Raw genomic sequence first — 17,025 nt, forward strand, 5'->3', positions numbered from 1 at the left:
CGGGTCAGTCTGCGCTGGTGGTGGTGGCCTTGCGGGGGGCCGCCTTCTTGGCCGGGGCCTTCTTCGCCGGGGTGGCCTTGGCCGTCGTCGTGTTCTTGGCGGCCGTGGACTTGGTCGCCGCGGCCGTCTTCTTCGTCGCCGTGGCCTTCGTCGCCGTGGCCTTCTTGGCGGGCGCCTTCTTCGCGGCAGCCTTCTTCTTCGGCGCCGGGCCCTTCGCGCGCTTCTCGGCGAGCATCTCGGAGGCTTCCTCGATGCTCAGCGCCTCCGGGGTCTGGCCCCGGCGCAGCGACGCGTTGGTCTCCCCGTCCGTGACGTACGGGCCGAATCGACCGTCCTTGATGACCAGCGGCTTCTCGGTCAGCGGGTCGACGCCCATCTCCCGCAGGGGCGGCGCGGCGGCCCGACGCTGGCGGGCCTTCGGGGCGGCCAGCAGGGCCAGCGCCTCGTCCAGCGTGACGGTGAACATCTTGTCCTCGGAGTCCAGCGAGCGGAACTCGTCGCCACGCTTGACGTACGGGCCGTAGCGGCCGTTGTTCGCGAAGACCTCGACGCCGTCCGGGGCCACGCCGACCAGCCGGGGCAGGCTGAGCAGCTTCAGCGCCTCGTCGAGGGTGAGCGAGTCCGGCGACTGCGAACGCAGCAGCGACGACTTGCGCTCACCGCTGGCCACGTACGGGCCAAAGCGACCCGACTTGAGCAGGATCGGCTCGCCGGTGGCCGGGTCGTCGCCGAGCTTCCGCTCGCCCCCGCCCCCGAGGAACAGCTCGTGCACCTTCTCCAGGGTCAGCTCGTCCGGCGCCAGCCCCTCGGGGATCGGCGCCCGGTCGCCCTGGCCGCCGCCCTCCTCGCCCTCCGCGGCGGGCGCCGGCTGCTCGCCCGGCACCGCCCGCTGGAGGTACGGGCCGTAGCGGCCGACCCGGACGACGACCTCGCGGCCGTCGTCGTCGGTGAACAGCGGGATCGAGTTGACGCTGCGCGCGTCGATCTCGCTGAGGTTCTCGGTGACCAGCTTCTTCAGGCCGCCGGAGCGGGCGATGTCCCGGTCGCCGGCGCCGTTGGCGCTGCCGAAGTAGAACGCGGTGAGGAAGTCGACCGCCGCGTGGTCGCCGCCGGCGATCTCGTCCAGCTCGTTCTCCATGCTGGCCGTGAAGTCGTAGTCGACCAGGCGCGGGTAGTGCCGCTCCAGCAGGCCGATCACGGCGAACGCCAGGAAAGACGGGATCATCGCCTGGCCGCGCTTGAAGACGTACCCGCGGTCCTGGATGGTCTGCATGATCGACGCGTACGTCGAGGGACGGCCGATGCCCAGCTCTTCGAGGGCCTTGACCAGCGACGCCTCGGTGTAGCGCGACGGCGGCTGGGTGTGGTGGCCCTGCGCGGCCAGCTCGTCGGCGGTGAGTGGCTGGTCCTTGACGAGGGTGGGCAGCCGGCGCTCGGCGTCCTCGGCCTCGGCGTTCTCGTCGTCGCTCGACTCGACGTACGCGCGCAGGAAGCCCGGGTCGGTGATGGTCTTGCCGGTGGCGCCGAAGTCGGCCTCCTCCCGCGCCGAGGAGACGGCGCGGATTCGCACCGAGACGCTGGAGCCGACGGCGTCGGTCATCTGCGAGGCGATGGTGCGCCGCCAGATCAGCTCGTAGAGCTTGAACTCCTCGGCCGACAGCTCCTTCGCCACGTCGCCCGGGGTGCGGAAGTTGTCCCCCGCCGGGCGGATCGCCTCGTGCGCCTCCTGCGCGTTCTTCACCTTGCCGGTGTAGCGGCGCGGCTCCGGCGGCACGCTGCGCTCGCCGTACAGCTCGACGATCTGCCGGCGGGCCGCCGCGATGGCGGTCTCCGACAGGTTCACCGAGTCGGTACGCATGTAGGTGATGTAGCCGTTCTCGTAGAGGCGCTGCGCGGTGCGCATCGTCTGCTGCGACGAGAACCGCAGCTTGCGGGCCGCCTCCTGCTGGAGGGTGGAGGTGATGAACGGCGCGTACGGGCGACGCCGGTAGGGCTTCTCCTCGACGCGGGTGACGGTGAACGGCCGGCCCTCCAGTCGGGCCGCGAGCCCCCGGGCCCCGCCCTCGTCCAGGTGCACCACCCCGGCGCCGGGCTTCACGCGACCCGTGGTCGGCTCGAAGTCCTTGCCGGTGGCGATGCGGTCGCCGTTCAGCGCGACCAGGGTGGCGTTGAAGTTGCGCGGCCCCTCGCCGGCGTTCGCCACGGCGAGGGTGGCCAGGATGTCCCAGTATTCCGCCGTGCGGAAGGCCATCCGCTGCCGTTCCCGCTCCACCACGATCCGGGTCGCCACGGACTGCACCCGGCCCGCCGAGAGCTTCGGCATGACCTTCTTCCACAGCACCGGGGAGACCTCGTAGCCGTAGAGCCGGTCGAGGATGCGCCGGGCCTCCTGGGCGTCGACCAGGTCCCGGTCGATCTCGCGGGGGTTGGCCACCGCCGCCTGGATCGCCGGCTTGGTGATCTCGTGGAAGACCATCCGCTTGACCGGCACCTTGGGCTTGAGGGTCTCCACCAGGTGCCAGGCGATCGCCTCGCCCTCGCGGTCCTCGTCCGTCGCCAGGAAGATCTCGTCGACCTCCTTGGCCAGCTTCACCAGCTTGCTGATCTGCTGCTTGCGGTCGGCGGAGACCACGTAGAGGGCGTGGAAGCCGTTGTCGACGTCCACCCCGAGCCGCGCCCACGGCTCGCCCTTGTACTTCGCCGGCACGTCGGCGGCGTTGCGTGGAAGGTCCCGGACGTGGCCGAAGCTGGCCTCCACGACGTATCCCGGGCCGAGGTAGCCCGAGATCGTCTTGGCCTTCGCCGGTGACTCGACGATGACCAGGCGGGTGGTTCCAGCGTTGCTCGGCACGTTTCTCCCCGACCTCACTCCTGCTCGCAGCCGCGCGGTGCCCGGTTCGGGCCCACTTCCGACCCGCCGACCCCCGGCGGCCCGGACGTCCAACGTAACGCGCCGCCCGCGTTTCGGGTTTCGCGGGCGGCAAACCGCCCCCGGCGGGGCGGCACCTTCTCTCCGGCGGTGCTGGCGGTGCCGGACGGCGCCACCGTACACCGTGCGTGTGCCGGGAGGCGGGACACTGTGACGATGGCGGACCGTCGGTCGAGGCGCCACCCGGCCGTTTTCCTGCGGATTTCCGCGTCCGGCTGTCCCGGATCGGACACCGGCGGGGCGGGGGCGGGCCGGGTCAGGGGTGGCCGGGCCAGGCCGCCGGCGGGGCGGCGGGCGGCGGGTCCCCGACCAGCTCGGCCAGGCGGGCGAGCCGGCGGCGGCCGGTGATCCGGTACGCCGGGCCGCCGTCGGCCGGCCCCAGGAGGGCCCCGGACAGGCCGACCGCGGCGAGCGCCCCGCCGACCGGCTCCCAGCACTCCTCGTCGGCCACGCCGAGCCGGAGCAGGTAGCCGGGCGGCTCGGCCACCCCCGCCGCGGCGAGCCAGAGCCGCAGCCGCCGGCCGTCGAGGTGGAAGCCGGCGGGCGGACGCTTGCCGGAGCCGCGCAGCCAGGCCACCGCGAGCGGCTTCAGGGTGCGGGCGTACGAGGTGCGCACCGCGTGCCGCCCGTCGGCGGTCGCCTCCCAGGTGGCCGCCACCCCGCGCAGCGCCAGCTCGGCGACGAGCACGTGCACGCGCCAGGCGGCGTCCACCACCACCGAGAGTCGGGCCGTCCCGCCCATCCGGACCACCTCGCCCGGACCGGCGAGCAGCCCGGCGAGGTCGGCGAGGGACGGGTCCGCCGCCTCGGCGGCGAAGAACGGCAGTTGCCGGGCGGAGTCGTCGACGTCGCCCGGCGGGGGCGGGGCGGCCCGCCGGGGCGCCGGCGCCACCCGGTCCGGCTCGGGTGCCGGGAACAGCGCGGGCGGCGTCAGGCCGTCCGACTCACCGGTCCCGCTCAGCGACACTCCGGCACCTCGTCGAAGGCCCGTTTCAACTCCTCCGAGTTGAGCCGGCTGGTGTCGAGCGCGCTGGCGTCGTACTCCTTGTTCAGGGTGTCCACGGCGGCCCGGACGCCGTCGTAGAAGGCGGCGGGCTGGCCGGTGCTCAGGCCGTCGATGGTGTCGCGGGCCCGGCCGTACGCGTCGCGCATCTTCTCCAGGGACGCGCGGAAGCCGGCGGAGACCTCCGCACCGTGCTCGGCCTCCGGGATGCCGGCCTGCTCGACCTTGCGCCGCGCGGTCTCGCTGGCCTGCTCCGCGCCGCCGAAGAGCCGCACCAGGTTCTCCTTCGCCTGCGCCGGGGTGGTCTGGGCGGTCATCTGCTGGTCGGTGCTGCTGGTCAGCTTGCTGATCTCGGCCCGCCACGGGGTGAGCGCCGAGCAGACCGACGCCGCCCACGCCTGCGGGCTGGGGCCGCCACCGCAGCCGGCGGCCACGAGGACGAGCGTGGCCAGGACCACCGTGAGCTTTCCGGCGGTTGTCGCCCGGCACGTGCGCATGCGAAGCAGCGTACGGCCTGTGTCGAGCCGGGGCACCGGTCAGGTTTGCCGCGGCGACACGGACGGTCCCCGGCCGGCCACGCGGGCCGACCGGGGACGGGATGCCGGACGGATCAGGCGTTGACCGTCTCCGGTCGCTGGTCCGGGCTGCCCGTGCCGGTGCCGGCACCGGAGTCGGACATCGCCACGCCCTTGCGCTTGCTGAACACCACCGCCGCGACGACGATCAGCGTCGCCACCACGGCGATGCCGACCCGCAGGGCGGTGTTCTTCTCGTCGCCCACGCTCCAGGCCACCACGGCCGGCGCGATCAGCAGCGAGACCAGGTTCATCACCTTGATCAGCGGGTTGATCGCCGGGCCGGCGGTGTCCTTGAACGGGTCGCCGACGGTGTCGCCGATGACGGTCGCGGCGTGCGACTCGGAGCCCTTGCCGCCGTACGCGCCGTCCTCGACGAGCTTCTTCGCGTTGTCCCAGGCGCCGCCCGAGTTGGCCAGGAAGACCGCCATCAGCGTGCCGGCCCCGATCGCCCCGGCCAGGTACGCGGCCAGCGCGCCCGGCCCGAGGCCGAAGCCCACCGCGATCGGGGCGAGGATGGCGAGCAGGCCGGGAGTCATCAGCTCGCGCTGCGCGTCCCGGGTGCAGATGTCGACGACCTTGCCGTACTCGGGGCGCTGGGTGCGGTCCATGATCCCGGGCAGCTCGCGGAACTGCCGGCGGACCTCCATCACGACCGCGCCGGCCGAGCGGGAGACCGCGTTGATGGCCAGCCCGGAGAAGAGGAAGACCACCGCCGCGCCGATGATCAGGCCGACCAGGTTGCGCGGGTTCGCCACGTTCAGCGAGTTGAGGATCTCGGCGCCGACGTCGCCCACCCCCGCGTCGGAGTACGCGGTGCGCAGCGTGTCGGTGTAGGAGCCGAAGAGCGCCGTCGCGGCGAGCACGGCCGTGGCGATCGCGATGCCCTTGGTGATCGCCTTGGTGGTGTTGCCGACCGCGTCCAGCTCGGTCAGCGTCCGGGCGCCGTGCTCGTCGATGTCGCCGGACATCTCCGCCACGCCCTGGGCGTTGTCGGAGATCGGGCCGAACGTGTCCATCGCGACGATCACACCGACCGTGGTGAGCAGGCCGGTGCCGGCCAGCGCCACGGCGAACAGCGAGAGCGTGATGGAGCTGCCGCCGAGCAGGAACGCGCCGAACACGCCGGCGCCGATCAGCAGCGCCGAGTAGACCGCCGACTCCAGGCCGACGCTGATGCCGGCGAGGATGACGGTGGCGGGGCCGGTCTGGGAGCTCTTGCCGATGTCCTGCACCGGGCGCCGGTCGGTCTCGGTGAAGTAGCCGGTCAGCGCCTGGATCGCGGCGGCCAGCACGATGCCGATGACGACCGCGCCGATGGCGACGACCCGCGGGTTCTCGTCGACGTCGGTGAGCCCGCCCTCCAGCTCGGCGAAGGTGGCCGGCAGGTACGCGTACGTGGCGGCCGCGACCAGCACCGCGGACAGCAGCGCGGAGATGTAGAAGGCCCGGTTGATCGCGGTCAGACCGTTGCGGTCGGCGGCACGCAGCCGGGTGATGAAGACGCCGACGATCGCGATGAGCACACCGATGGTGGAGATGATCAGCGGGAACACCAGGCCCTGCTCGCCGAAGGCGGCGCGGCCGAGGATCAGCGCGGCGACCAGGGTCACGGCGTACGACTCGAAGAGGTCGGCGGCCATGCCGGCGCAGTCGCCGACGTTGTCGCCCACGTTGTCGGCGATGGTGGCGGCGTTGCGCGGGTCGTCCTCGGGGATGCCCTGCTCGACCTTGCCGACCAGGTCGGCGCCCACGTCGGCGGCCTTGGTGAAGATGCCGCCGCCGACCCGCATGAACATGGCGAGCAGCGCGGCGCCGAAGCCGAAGCCCTCCAGCACGGTCGGCGCGTCGCCCCGGAAGAAGAGCACGACCAGCGCGGCGCCGAAGAGGCCGAGCCCGACGGTGAGGAAGCCGACCACGCCACCGGTGCGGAAGGCGATCTTCATGGCGGCCTCGCGGCCGCCCTGCCGTTCCCGGGCGGCGGCGGCGACCCGCAGGTTGGCCCGGGTGGCCAACCACATGCCGGCGCCGCCGATGAACGCGCTGAACAACGCGCCGACGACGAAGAAGGCGGAGCGCCCGATCTTCACCGCCGTCTCGTTGCCGTCGGTGTCGTGCACCGGCAGCAGGAAGAGCAGCACCACGGCGATGACCACGAAGATCGCCAGGGTGCGGAACTGCCGGAGCAGGTAGGCCGAGGCGCCCTCCTGGACCGCGCCGGAGATCTCCTGCATGTTGGTGGTGCCCTTGCCGGCGGCCAGTACGGCCTTCGTCAGTGCGGCGGCGAAGGCGAGCGCCACCAGCGCGATCACCGCGGCGATGACGACGTACGTGACATTGTTTCCGGTGAGGGAGATCCCGCCGCCCTCGGCGGCCAAGGTGTCGGACATCTGTGTCCTCCTGTACCGAACGCTCGCGCCGGCCGGTGGAGACGCACCGACCCGGCGCCTGGATGCGGATTCGCAAGCGCGCGCCAACCCACCCCGGCGGACCAGCGATGACACCGTTCCCGCTGGTTGCGGGATGCGATCACTTGCTGACAACCCGCGTACTGTAGCCCTCCGCAGTGTCGGAGGTCACACCGAGGGGGCACCCTGTCTCGATGATCTTCGTCGCTGTGTTATGAGGAAAAATCTGATATAGGAGTCCGTCCATGACAAGGAGGCCGCGTCCCTTCCCGGGACGCGGCCTGACGGCGTGCGACGCCCTCTGCCGGAGGGCGGTGGAGGAGCGGCTCGACCCTCGCCGGGGCCGGGCGGATCAGCTTCAGCGGCCCACGGGCCAGACCATCCGCACCTCGGTGCCGATGCCCTCGTCGACCGGGCGGACCTGCAGGTCCTCGACGAAGCCGGCGAGCAGCGCGAAGCCGACGCCGGTGGTGAGGTCGTCCTCGTTCAGCGACTCGTTGGCGAGCTGGTCGGCGTCCAGCGCGGCCAGGCCGAGGCCGGCCTCGATCGGCGCGCGGTCGACCACCCGCACCGCGTACGCCCCGGTGTCGGACATCTCGACGAGCACCGGGTCGGGCACGCCGTACTGGCGGTGCAGGGCGACCGCGCGCGTGCACGCCTCGCCGATGGCCAGACGCACCTCGTCGAGCAGGTCCTCGCGGACCCCGGCGCGCCGGGCGACCGCCACACCGACCAGGCGCGCGGTGCGCACGTGCACCGGAGCCGGCGAGAAGGAGAGCCGGACCGTGGCCATCACGCGCCAGCGCCGGCCTGGCCCGCGCCGACCGCCGCGTCGACCGTGGGATGCAACGGGAAGACCTGGTCGAGCGCGGTGATCCGGAAGATCTTGAGCAGCGGCTCCTTGTCGCAGACCAACGCGAACGAACCGCCGGCCGAGCGCAGCCGCTTGAGCGCGCCCACCAGCACGCCCAGGCCGGTGGAGTCGAGGAAGTCCACCCGGCCGAGGTCGACCACGACGTGGCGGGCCCCGCCGTCGATCAGTTCGAGGAGCCGTTCCCGCAGCCGGGGGGCGGTGTAGACGTCCACCTCACCGCCGACCTCAAGCACTGTGTGCTCGCCCACGGTGCGGGTCGCCAGCGACAGCTCCATCGGTCCTCCCTCGCAAGAGCCGTAAACTCTCCTGGGCATCTAACCATCCCCGCCGGATACGGCTCTGCTCACCGGCGAAGGCATCCCCATACCCCGCTTCTCATCTCCGAACACCAGTGCGAGAGTGCAGGACGTGACCTCCGACAGCTTCAGCTCGGCGCGTCTGACGCCGCGCGACGACCTGAAGCCGTCGTCCGACAGCTCCGGCTCGACGCCCCCAACGCCGCGCGACGACCTGAAGCCGTCGTCCGACAGCTCCGGCTCGACGCGTCTGACGCCACACCACGACCTGAAGCCGTCGTCCGCAGCCACCGTATCCGTGGGCACCGGCACCGGGCGATCGCCGGCCGACCTGCTGGGCCGGCTGCGCGCCCGCAACGGCGTCGATCCGGTCACCCACGTCGAACGGGTCCCGGCCCGGGCCGGCGAGCCCGCCCCGTGGCCGGGCTGGGCGCCGGAGGAGCTGCGCGCGGCGTTCGCCCGGCGCGGCGTGGTCGCGCCCTGGCGGCATCAGGCCGAGGCCGCCACCCTGGCGTACGACGGCCAGCACGTGGTGGTCGCCACCGGCACCGCGTCCGGCAAGTCCCTGGCCTACCAGCTTCCCGCGCTGGCCACCCTGCTCGCCGACCCCCGGGCCACCGTGCTCTACCTGGCGCCGACGAAGGCGCTCGCCGCCGACCAGTTGCGCGCCGTCGCCGCGCTGGAGTTGGAGGGCGTACGCCCCGCCTGCTACGACGGCGACACCCCGCGCGCCGAGCGGGAGTGGATCCGACGGCACTCGCGGTTCGTGCTGACCAACCCGGACATGCTGCACCACGGCATCCTGCCTGGCCACGCCCAGTGGTCCGGGTTCCTGCGCCGGCTCGCGTACGTGGTGATCGACGAGTGCCACACCTACCGGGGAGTCTTCGGCTCGCACGTCGCGCACGTGCTGCGCCGGCTGCGTAGGCAGTGCGCCCGGTTCAGGCGTACCCCCGTCTTCGTGCTGGCCTCGGCGACCTCCGGTGACCCGGCGGCGGCCGCCGGGCGGCTCACCGGGCTGCCCGTCGCCGCCGTCACGGAGGACACCTCGCCGCGCGGCGGCGTGACCTTCGCGCTCTGGGAGCCGCCGCTGCTGCCGCCGGACTCCCACGCGGACCAGCAGGCGGACCTCACCCAGGTCCGCCGGTCGGCCCTGCGGGAGACGGCCGACCTGCTCGCCGACACGGTCGCCGAGGGGGTACGCACACTGGCCTTCGTGCGCTCCCGGCGCGGAGCCGAGGTGGTCGCCGCGAACACCCGCCGCGCCCTCGACGAGGCGGTGCCCGGCCTCGGCGACCGGGTGGCCGCCTACCGGGCCGGCTACCTGCGCGAGGAGCGACGCGAGCTGGAACGCGCGCTGCTGCACGGCGACCTGCTCGGGCTGGCCTCGACCAACGCGCTGGAGCTGGGCGTCGACCTGATCGGGCTCGACGCGGTGCTGATCTGCGGTTACCCGGGCACGCGGGCCTCGCTGTGGCAGCAGGCCGGCCGGGCCGGGCGCTCCGGGCAGGAGGCACTCGCCGTGCTGGTCGCCCGGGACGACCCGCTCGACACCTATCTGGTGCACCACCCGGAGGCGCTGTTCGGCCGGCCGGTGGAGGCGACCGTGCTCGACCCCGCCAACCCGTACGTGCTGGCCCCGCAGCTCGCCTGCGCGGCGGTCGAAGCGCCGCTGACCCCGGCCGACCTGGAACTCTTCGGCGACGGGGCAAAGGAGGCGGTGGACCAGCTCGTGGCGGCGGGGGCGCTGCGGCAGCGGCCGACCGGCTGGTACTGGCGGCACCGGGAACGGCCGGAGGTGGACCTGCGCGGCGAGGGCGGCGCGCCGGTCTGCGTGGTGGAGGCGGCGACCGGGCGGCTGCTCGGCACCGTCGACGGCGGCTCGTCGCACTTCCTGCTCCACCCCGGCGCGGTCTACCTGCACCAGGGCGTCTCGTACGTGGTCGACTCGCTCGACCTGGCCGACGGGTGCGCGCTGGTGCACCCCGAGGAGCCGGACTGGTCGACCCACGCCCGGGACGTCACGTCGCTGTCGGTGGTGTCGGTCCGCTCGTACGTGGACGCCGGGCCCGTCGGCCTCTTCCTCGGCGAGGTCGACGTGACCAGCCAGGTGGTGTCGTACCAGCGACGACGGATCGCCTCCGGCGAGGTCATCGACACCCGTCCGCTGGACCTACCGGCCCGGGAGCTGCGCACCGTGGCGGTCTGGTTCACCCTGTCGCCGCAGTCCCTGGCGTCCGCCGGCGTGGAGCCGGCCGACGTGCCGGGCGCGCTGCACGCCGCCGAGCACGCCGCGATCGGGCTGCTGCCGCTCACCGCCACCTGCGACCGCTGGGACATCGGCGGGCTCTCCACCGCCGTGCACCCGGACACCGAGGCGCCGACGGTCTTCGTCTACGACGGGCACCCCGGCGGGGCGGGGTTCGCTGAGCGCGCGTACGGCACGGCCGCGGCCTGGCTGCGGGCCACCCGGGACGCGATCGCGGAGTGCGGCTGCGAGGCGGGCTGCCCGTCCTGCGTGCAGTCCCCGAAGTGCGGCAACGGCAACAACCCGCTCTCGAAGCCGGACGCGGTGAAGGTGCTGGACGTGGTACTCGCCAACCTGCCCGACGGCGTACCTGCGCCCCGCCGGTCCGGGGATGCCGGCGGCACCCCGGATCCTCGCGCCGCTGCTCCGGGTGACGCTGCCGTCCGGGACTGACCAGCCCGCCGCCTACGCTGCCGTCCCGTGCGGCGGGCTCGCGGTGGCGGAGGCGCGGGTGACGACGAGGGCCGCTCGCTACCTGAGGGCCGGCGGGGCGGTTGAGCCTGTGCGACACTCCGGCCCACCCCTCGAAGGAGATCCCATGCAGCCCGACACCTTGCAGTCCCAGCAGCAGTTCCACATCCGGCAGCGGATCCGGATGATGGTCAACCAGTACGAGGTCCACGCCGTCGCACCGGACGGCTCCGAAGGCGGGATGCTGGCGTTCGCCCAGCAGAAGCGGCTCGCCTTCAAGGAGCAGGTGACGATCTACACCGACGACTCGAAGCAGCAGCCGCTGCTCGGCTTCAAGGCCCGCCAGCGCCTCGACATCGGCGCCACGTACGACGTGACCGACCACGCCGGCAACCCGATCGGCCTGTTCCGCAAGGACTTCGCTCAGTCGCTGCTCCGGTCCACGTGGCACGTGGAGCAGGCCGGCCTGCCGCAGATCACCGGCCAGGAACGCAGCATGCCGGTGGCGCTGCTGCGGCGCTTCGTCGACTCGCTGTCCTGGCTGCCGTACCACTTCGACTTCGTCGCCGACGGCCAGCCCGTCTTCTCGGTGATCAAGCAGTGGGGCCTGCGTGACCGGTACGTCGTCCAGGTGCAGCACCCGCAGATCGACCGCCGACTCGTGATCGCGATGGCCGTCGCCCTCGACGCCCTCCAGGCACGCTGACCCTCTCCCGGTCAGTCCCTCTCCTGATCAGCCCGGACCGGTCCGGCGCGGGCGGTCGCCGTGGCGGCCCGCGCCAGGCCGGGCAGCGGGGTGACGGCCACCTCCGCGGTCACCAGGAGGTCGAGGCCGTCGAGCCGGCAGTCCAGCAGTGAGCCGCCGTTGGCGTCGGCGATCTCGGCTGCCCGACCGCACGCCGCTGTTTCGCCACCGAGGGCCTGCCCGGCACCAGCGAGCGCGCCGAAGTCCGCCGCGACCCGGGCCCGCTGCCGGGCGGTCTGGGCGGCACCGACGGCCGCCCCGAACAGGCCGACCACGACGAACACCAGCCCGACCGCGAGCAGGCAGACCGTCGCTCCGCCACGTTCCCCGCCGGTTCCTCCGGGGCGAGGCACTGACGGGCCGGTCACGGTCGGGCCGCCGGGACGCCGGGTTCCACGGCCGCGACCGCGGTCGCGGCCACGGTGATCCGGGGCAGCCGCGTGCCGAGTGCGCGTACGGGCCCTCGGACGGTGGCGGTGACCCGCTGGCCGTCGACCGTGACCGTGACCTCGGCGCCCGCCGGGGCCGCCCGGCCGGCGGCGGCCACCCCGTCCTCGCCCCGGGAGGCGGCGAGCGCCGCCTCCCGGGCCGCGTGCAGGCAGCCCGCCCTCGTGCCGACGGCGTTCACCGCGGTCAGCCCGGTAAGCAGGAGCAGCAGGAGCGCCGGCAGGCCGGCCGCCAGTTCGGCGGTGAAGGAACCCCGGTCGCGGCCGGCCGACCGGCGCCGGCTCACTTGAGCGCCCGGTCGATGACGGCGGTCAACGCGGACTGCACGTTGCCGGAGGTCAGCACCTTGAGCAGGATCCCGGCGAAGGCGACGGCGGCGAGCGTGCCGACGGCGTACTCGGCTGTGTTCATCCCGGCGTCCCCGCGCAGGCGGGCGAGAAGTTTGCGCATGTGTTCGTCCTTTCTGAAGGGTGGGTCAGAGCACGTCGCCGAGAACGGCGACGATCACCGGCACCAGGCCGGCGAGAATGAAGGCCGGCAGGAAGCAAAGCCCCAGCGGCAGCACGATGAGGACGCCGGCGCGGCGGGCGGCCGCCTCGGCAGCCGTGGACCGGTCGGCGCGCAGGTCGTCGGCGAGCCGGGTCAGCGCGCCGGCCAGCGCCCCGCCGCTGTTCGAGGAGCGCAGGACGGCCGCCGTCAGCCGCTCGGCGCCCGGCACCGACGCGAGCGGCTCCCACGCCTCCTCGGGGCCGCCGCCGAGCCGCAGCAGCCGGCCCACCCGGGCGAGCCGGTCGGCGAGGGGCCCGTCGAGCGCGTCCGCCACGGCCAGGACGGACCTGTCCACCGGCGCCCCCGCCCGCATCGCCGCCGCGAGAAGGTCGGCGGCGAGCGGGAGGTCGGCGGCCTCCTGCAGCCGCCGTCTGCGGACGGCCGGCGGCTCGATCCGGCGCAGCAACCGGTCGAGCAGCAGCGCCGCAGGCACGGCTGTCAGCAACCCGGGCCAGCCGCCGACCACGACGGCCACGGCCAGACCACCCAGCCCGGCGGCGAGCCGGATCGCATCCGGCCGTCGCCGGGACCGCGCACCCTCCGGCGCCTCGTCGCCGGTGCCGGGCGCCACCGGTCGGTGAGCCGAGCCGGCCGGACGTACGCCGGGCGGCGCCCCGCGCAGGGCGTGCAGGCGGCGCAGAGGCCGCCGGCCGGCTAGGAACGCGACGGCGAGCAGAGCCACCGCCGCCAGGCAGCCCGCGACCAGCACCGCCCGGAGCATCAGCTCGCCCGCCCCGGTGTCGCGCCGAGCCGCTCGGCCCAGAACAGGCCCGCGACCTGGAGGGCGACGGCGGCGACCGCGCACGCACCACCGACGGGGGTGTGCAGCAGCACCGCCACGGGGTCGACGCCAATGCCGTAGCCGAGCCCGATGCCGCCGAGCGGCAGAGCGGCGAGCAGCAACGCGGTGGCGCGCGCCCCGGCCGCCTGGGCGTCCGCGGCGGCCAGTCCCCGGTCGGTGGAGCGGGCGTCGGCCTCGATGCGCTCCAGCAGCTCGGCCAGCGGCGCGCCCGTCCGGTCGGCGAGGCGTACGGCCGCGCGCGCCAGCCGCTCCAGCCGGTCCGGGCCGTTGCCGGCGGGTCGCCGGGGCGGCTTGTGCAGCGTGTCCGCTCCGGCGTCGGAGGCCCGCCCGTCGCCGGGCGCCGCGTCCTCCCGACCGATCCCGGCGGAGGTTCCGGTCCGTCCGAGGGTGAGTTGCTCGGCGGCGACCGGCACCGGCAGGCCGGCCCGCAGATCGGCGGCCAGCCCACAGAGTTCGTCCAGCCGACGTCGCCGGGCCCGGTCCGCCAGCTGGCCGGACTGCCGTCGGAGCAGCGCGCGGGCGGCCAGCGGGCCGTAGGCGCCGACCGCCACCGCCGCCACCGGCCCGGCCAGCAGCAGTCCGGCCGCGACGCCGGCCAGCCCCACCAGCAGCAGGGTGCGCCTCGGCGACGTGGTCAGCACGCCCGACCAGTCTCGCCGTCCCGCGCCGGCAGGACGGGCCGCCCGCACGTCGGGTCGACGGGTGGGTGCAGCGGTCGGGGCCGGCGCGCCGGCGGGACGTCGCGCGTCCCGCCGGACAGGTGGTCGGGCGGGTCCCGGCGGTCGGGACGGGCCGGGGTGACCACCGGCGGGCCACGGCCAGGACGGCCGGTCCGCGACGTCCCGCGGCGGCCACTGCGCCGCGCCGCCCGGTCCGCGCCCGCCCGGAGGCACCCGGCGGACCGAGGCGGCCTGGGCGACGGCCGGCAGGCGCGCCGGCGCGGTCACCTCGGACATCTCACCAGGCTGCCGGCCGGTCGGCGCCGCAGCGGCCGGGCCGGGAAACGTCTCGGCGGGACGATCCGGCGGGGCGGGACGGAGGTCCGGCTCCGACGTTCGACGCAGCTCGGTGATCCAGTCGACGAGCGGATCGTCCGCTCCGGTCGACGCGTTCCCTTGTGCCTCGCCCGCGAGGGCGCGCCGCCTGCTCCGAAGGCCGCCCACCAGATTGGCCACGACGACCGCCGACGCGATCGACAGCAGCGCCACCAGCGCGTACGGGGCGCTCACTTCGGGCCCGCCGATCCGGGCCACGGCTCGCTGAGGATCGGCGGCACCGGCACGCCGCGCTCCCGCAGCAGCGCTCCGAGCGCGCGGGCGGCCGGACCGAGGCCGCGCCCGCGTACCCAGGCGGGAACCGCGGCGACCAGGCGGTCCGGGCCCTCGGGCAGGAGCAGGCACACCGACTCCAGCACCCGCCCCTGTTCGCCCCGGCGCACCTGGAGCAGCACCTGAAGCGCGGCGGCCACCTGGGCGTGGAGCGCGGGGCGGGGCAGCCCACCAAGCATCCCGAGCGCCTCCAGCCGGGCCGGCACGTCGGAGGGGGCGTTGGCGTGCAGGGTGCCGGCACCGCCGTCGTGACCGGTGTTCAGGGCGGCGAGCAGGTCGACCACCTCCCCGCCCCGGCACTCGCCGACGACCAGCCGGTCGGGCCGCATCCGCAGTGCCTGCCGGACCAGGTCGGTCAGCCCGACCGCGCCGGAGCCCTCCACGTTGGCAGTCCTGGCCTGCAATCCGACCACGTGCGGGTGCCGGGGGTGCAGCTCGGCCGCGTCCTCCACCAACACGATCCGCTCGGTCGACGGCACCAGCCCGAGCAGCGTGTTCAGCAGAGTCGTCTTGCCCGAACCGGTGCCGCCGGTCACCAGGTACGCCAGCCGGGCCGCCACCACGGCGGAGAGCACCGGCGCCATCGGCCGGGGCACCGTTCCCTGACGTACCAGCTCGTCGAGGGTGAACGGCCGCTGCCGGAACGTCCGCAGGGACAGGTAGGGACCGTCGGTCGCCACCGGCGGCAGCACGGCGTGCAGCCGGGTGCCGTCGGGGAGCCGGGCGTCCGCGTACGGCGAGCCGTCGTCGAGCCGCCGGCCGGCGCTGGCGGTGAGCCGCTGGGCGAGCCGGCGAACATCGTCGACCGTGCCGATCGGCACCGCGACCTGGTGCAGGCCCTGCCCCCGGTCCACCCAGACCCGGACGCCGTTGACCAGCACGTCGGTGACCTCCGGGTCGGCCAACAGCGGCGCGAGCGGACCGGCGCCCACCAGGTCGTCGTGCACCCGGTCGGCCATCCGCAGCAGGGCGGTGTCGCCCAGCACGGCGGCGGCGGGTTCCGCGCGTACGGCGGACACGATCGCGGCGGGGGTGACCGGGGTCGCCGTGGCCGCGATCCGCTGCCGCACCCGGGAGGCGAGGGTGTCGCCCTCGGACGGTCCGGTCATGCCGCACCCGCCGTGGACGTGCCGGTCAGGTCGGCGACGATGCGTTGGCAGAGGGCCGCCAGCGGCCCCCGGCCGTGGGCGGCCGGTGCCTCGCCCCGCTCCAGCCCACGGGCCAACGCCGGCTCCGGCCGCAGCGTGCCGGCGAGCGGCAGCCCGAGCGCGCGGGCCACCTCGGCGGCCCCGAGCCGGCCCGGTGCCGGACCGCGCACGATCACCGACATCGCGGCGCAGTGCGGTGCGGCGGCCGCAACCACCCGGGCGGCTGCGGCGGTGGCCCGCAGTTCGGCCGGTACGACGACGAACACCTGGTCGGCCGCCTGGAGTGCGGTGACGGCCGCGTCGTCCAGTTGCCGGGGCAGGTCCACCACCACGAAGTCCCGGCCCCGCCGGGCAGCGTCGACCGTGGCCGCCATCGCCTGGGCGGGCAGGGCAAGCAGGTCGCCCCGGTCCCAGGAGAGCACCACCAGGTCGCCCCGGCTCGGCAGGGCCCGCACCAGCGCCGGCGCGTCCACCCGGCCGTCGGCGTCGGTCAGCGCCGGCCAGCGCAGCCCCTCCAACTGCTCCCAACCCAGCACCAGGTCGAGCCCACCGCCGAGCGGGTCGGCATCGACGAGCAGGGTGCGCAGCCGGGCACGGGCGGCCGTGACCGCGAGCCCGCCGGCCAGGATGCTCGCCCCGGCACCGCCACGCCCGCCCAGCACGGCGGTGATCCGGGCCACGCCCCGATCGGCGCCCTCCGGCCCGCACTCGGCGAACCGGTCCACCAGCCACGGCTCGGCGGCCGGCAGGACCGCCACGTGCTCGGCGCCGATCAGCTCGGCGACCTGGAAGCCGGGATCGGGCTCCCCGGACCGGCCGACCAGCACCATCCGTGGCCGCTGCGGCAGCCGCGCCCGCAGGCACGGCTGGGCCTGGTCGGCGCCGACCAGCACGAGCGGGGCGGGCAGCCAGCGGGTCCGGGCCGCCGCCGGGTCGGCGGCGAGCTCCACCTCGACGCCGCCCGCCGCGGCGAGCCGGAGCAGGTCGTCGAGCAGGTCGCCGTCCGAGGTGACGAGCAGCGGCAGGCGCCGGTGCGGCGGGACGGAGGTACGGGGTGGCATCGCGGCCTCCAGCGGTCGGGCTCCGGGGTTGCTGACCCGAGACCCTCCTCCCGATCCGCCACCGGGCGCCGCCCCGCGTCGCCAGCCTGTGGACAACTTCGGCGCCTGTGGACAACGCCCACCGCGCGAGTCGATCTGCTA

The 17,025-nt window shown here is 74.8% G+C and carries 15 protein-coding genes; 2 read left to right on the plus strand and 13 right to left on the minus strand.

Translation table 11 applies throughout. The annotated features are described in order from the left end of the window. Window positions 1-4 precede the first annotated feature (4 nt). The 6 genes from topA to AB0G14_RS18945 form a co-directional block, all read right to left on the minus strand. The gene (gene topA, locus AB0G14_RS18920) at window positions 5-2,851 is read right to left on the minus strand and encodes a type I DNA topoisomerase (protein ID WP_357698995.1); all 2,847 of its coding nucleotides are present in this window, start codon (window positions 2,849-2,851) and stop codon (window positions 5-7) included. A 334-nt stretch (window positions 2,852-3,185) separates the two neighbouring features. Next, entirely contained in the window at window positions 3,186-3,890 is a 705-nt protein-coding gene (locus AB0G14_RS18925) for a hypothetical protein (RefSeq protein WP_357699055.1), read from the minus strand. Continuing rightward, window positions 3,887-4,429, minus strand: a complete 543-nt coding sequence (locus tag AB0G14_RS18930; RefSeq protein ID WP_357698997.1) for a hypothetical protein — start codon at window positions 4,427-4,429, stop codon at window positions 3,887-3,889. The genes AB0G14_RS18925 and AB0G14_RS18930 overlap by 4 nt, the downstream gene beginning before the upstream one ends. A gap of 113 nt (window positions 4,430-4,542) precedes the next feature. Next, window positions 4,543-6,897 (minus strand): sodium-translocating pyrophosphatase, encoded by a 2,355-nt coding sequence (locus tag AB0G14_RS18935; RefSeq protein WP_357698999.1) that lies wholly within the window; start codon window positions 6,895-6,897, stop codon window positions 4,543-4,545. 376 nt (window positions 6,898-7,273) lie between these two features. Beyond that, on the minus strand, window positions 7,274-7,708 hold the full coding sequence (locus AB0G14_RS18940; RefSeq protein ID WP_357699001.1) for an ATP-binding protein: 435 nt from the start codon (window positions 7,706-7,708) through the stop codon (window positions 7,274-7,276). Next, window positions 7,708-8,064: an STAS domain-containing protein gene (locus AB0G14_RS18945; RefSeq protein ID WP_357699003.1), complete on the minus strand. Its 357-nt coding sequence runs from the start codon at window positions 8,062-8,064 to the stop codon at window positions 7,708-7,710. The genes AB0G14_RS18940 and AB0G14_RS18945 overlap by 1 nt, the downstream gene beginning before the upstream one ends. Before the next feature lie 289 nt (window positions 8,065-8,353). Between AB0G14_RS18945 and AB0G14_RS18950 the strand changes: the two genes are divergently transcribed. Next, window positions 8,354-10,786 (plus strand): DEAD/DEAH box helicase, encoded by a 2,433-nt coding sequence (locus tag AB0G14_RS18950; protein WP_357699057.1) that lies wholly within the window; start codon window positions 8,354-8,356, stop codon window positions 10,784-10,786. Between the two features lie 145 nt (window positions 10,787-10,931). Then, on the plus strand, window positions 10,932-11,510 hold the full coding sequence (locus AB0G14_RS18955; protein WP_357699006.1) for a hypothetical protein: 579 nt from the start codon (window positions 10,932-10,934) through the stop codon (window positions 11,508-11,510). 11 nt (window positions 11,511-11,521) lie between these two features. Here AB0G14_RS18955 and AB0G14_RS18960 read toward each other — a convergent pair whose 3' ends face one another. The 7 genes from AB0G14_RS18960 to ssd all read right to left on the minus strand — a co-directional run bounded on the left by AB0G14_RS18960 (window position 11,522) and on the right by ssd (window position 16,884). Next, window positions 11,522-11,902, minus strand: a complete 381-nt coding sequence (locus AB0G14_RS18960) for an Rv3654c family TadE-like protein (protein WP_357699008.1) — start codon at window positions 11,900-11,902, stop codon at window positions 11,522-11,524. An 11-nt stretch (window positions 11,903-11,913) separates the two neighbouring features. Next, window positions 11,914-12,282 carry a TadE family type IV pilus minor pilin gene (locus tag AB0G14_RS18965; RefSeq protein WP_357699010.1) on the minus strand — a complete coding sequence of 123 codons (369 nt, stop codon included), beginning with the start codon at window positions 12,280-12,282 and terminating at the stop codon, window positions 11,914-11,916. Next, window positions 12,279-12,446 carry a DUF4244 domain-containing protein gene (locus tag AB0G14_RS18970; protein ID WP_076470820.1) on the minus strand — a complete coding sequence of 56 codons (168 nt, stop codon included), beginning with the start codon at window positions 12,444-12,446 and terminating at the stop codon, window positions 12,279-12,281. The genes AB0G14_RS18965 and AB0G14_RS18970 overlap by 4 nt, the downstream gene beginning before the upstream one ends. A gap of 25 nt (window positions 12,447-12,471) precedes the next feature. Next, complete coding sequence (locus AB0G14_RS18975; RefSeq protein WP_357699059.1) at window positions 12,472-13,116, minus strand: type II secretion system F family protein; 645 nt, start codon at window positions 13,114-13,116, stop codon at window positions 12,472-12,474. Window positions 13,117-13,265: 149 nt separating this feature from the next. Next, window positions 13,266-14,576 carry a hypothetical protein gene (locus AB0G14_RS18980; RefSeq protein ID WP_357699012.1) on the minus strand — a complete coding sequence of 437 codons (1,311 nt, stop codon included), beginning with the start codon at window positions 14,574-14,576 and terminating at the stop codon, window positions 13,266-13,268. Next, a complete protein-coding gene (locus tag AB0G14_RS18985) occupies window positions 14,573-15,784 on the minus strand; it encodes a TadA family conjugal transfer-associated ATPase (protein ID WP_357699014.1) in 1,212 nt (403 codons plus the stop codon). The genes AB0G14_RS18980 and AB0G14_RS18985 overlap by 4 nt, the downstream gene beginning before the upstream one ends. After that, window positions 15,781-16,884, minus strand: a complete 1,104-nt coding sequence (ssd, locus tag AB0G14_RS18990; protein WP_357699016.1) for a septum site-determining protein Ssd — start codon at window positions 16,882-16,884, stop codon at window positions 15,781-15,783. Before ssd ends, AB0G14_RS18985 begins: the two co-directional genes overlap by 4 nt. Window positions 16,885-17,025 lie beyond the last annotated feature (141 nt).

It is taken from the genome of Micromonospora sp. NPDC023814 (assembly GCF_040639595.1).
GTDB lineage: Bacteria > Actinomycetota > Actinomycetes > Mycobacteriales > Micromonosporaceae > Micromonospora.

What these genes read in the sequence shown, in the direction of transcription:
- AB0G14_RS18930 (WP_357698997.1), bottom strand. Translation starts at nt 4,429, where the DNA reads ATGCGCACGTGCCGGGCGACAACCGCCGGAAAGCTCACGGTGGTCCTG.
- AB0G14_RS18935 (WP_357698999.1), bottom strand. Translation starts at nt 6,897, where the DNA reads ATGTCCGACACCTTGGCCGCCGAGGGCGGCGGGATCTCCCTCACCGGA.
- AB0G14_RS18940 (WP_357699001.1), bottom strand. Translation starts at nt 7,708, where the DNA reads ATGGCCACGGTCCGGCTCTCCTTCTCGCCGGCTCCGGTGCACGTGCGC.
- AB0G14_RS18945 (WP_357699003.1), bottom strand. Translation starts at nt 8,064, where the DNA reads ATGGAGCTGTCGCTGGCGACCCGCACCGTGGGCGAGCACACAGTGCTT.
- AB0G14_RS18955 (WP_357699006.1), top strand. Translation starts at nt 10,932, where the DNA reads ATGCAGCCCGACACCTTGCAGTCCCAGCAGCAGTTCCACATCCGGCAG.
- AB0G14_RS18970 (WP_076470820.1), bottom strand. Translation starts at nt 12,446, where the DNA reads ATGCGCAAACTTCTCGCCCGCCTGCGCGGGGACGCCGGGATGAACACA.
- AB0G14_RS18985 (WP_357699014.1), bottom strand. Translation starts at nt 15,784, where the DNA reads ATGACCGGACCGTCCGAGGGCGACACCCTCGCCTCCCGGGTGCGGCAG.
- ssd (WP_357699016.1), bottom strand. Translation starts at nt 16,884, where the DNA reads ATGCCACCCCGTACCTCCGTCCCGCCGCACCGGCGCCTGCCGCTGCTC.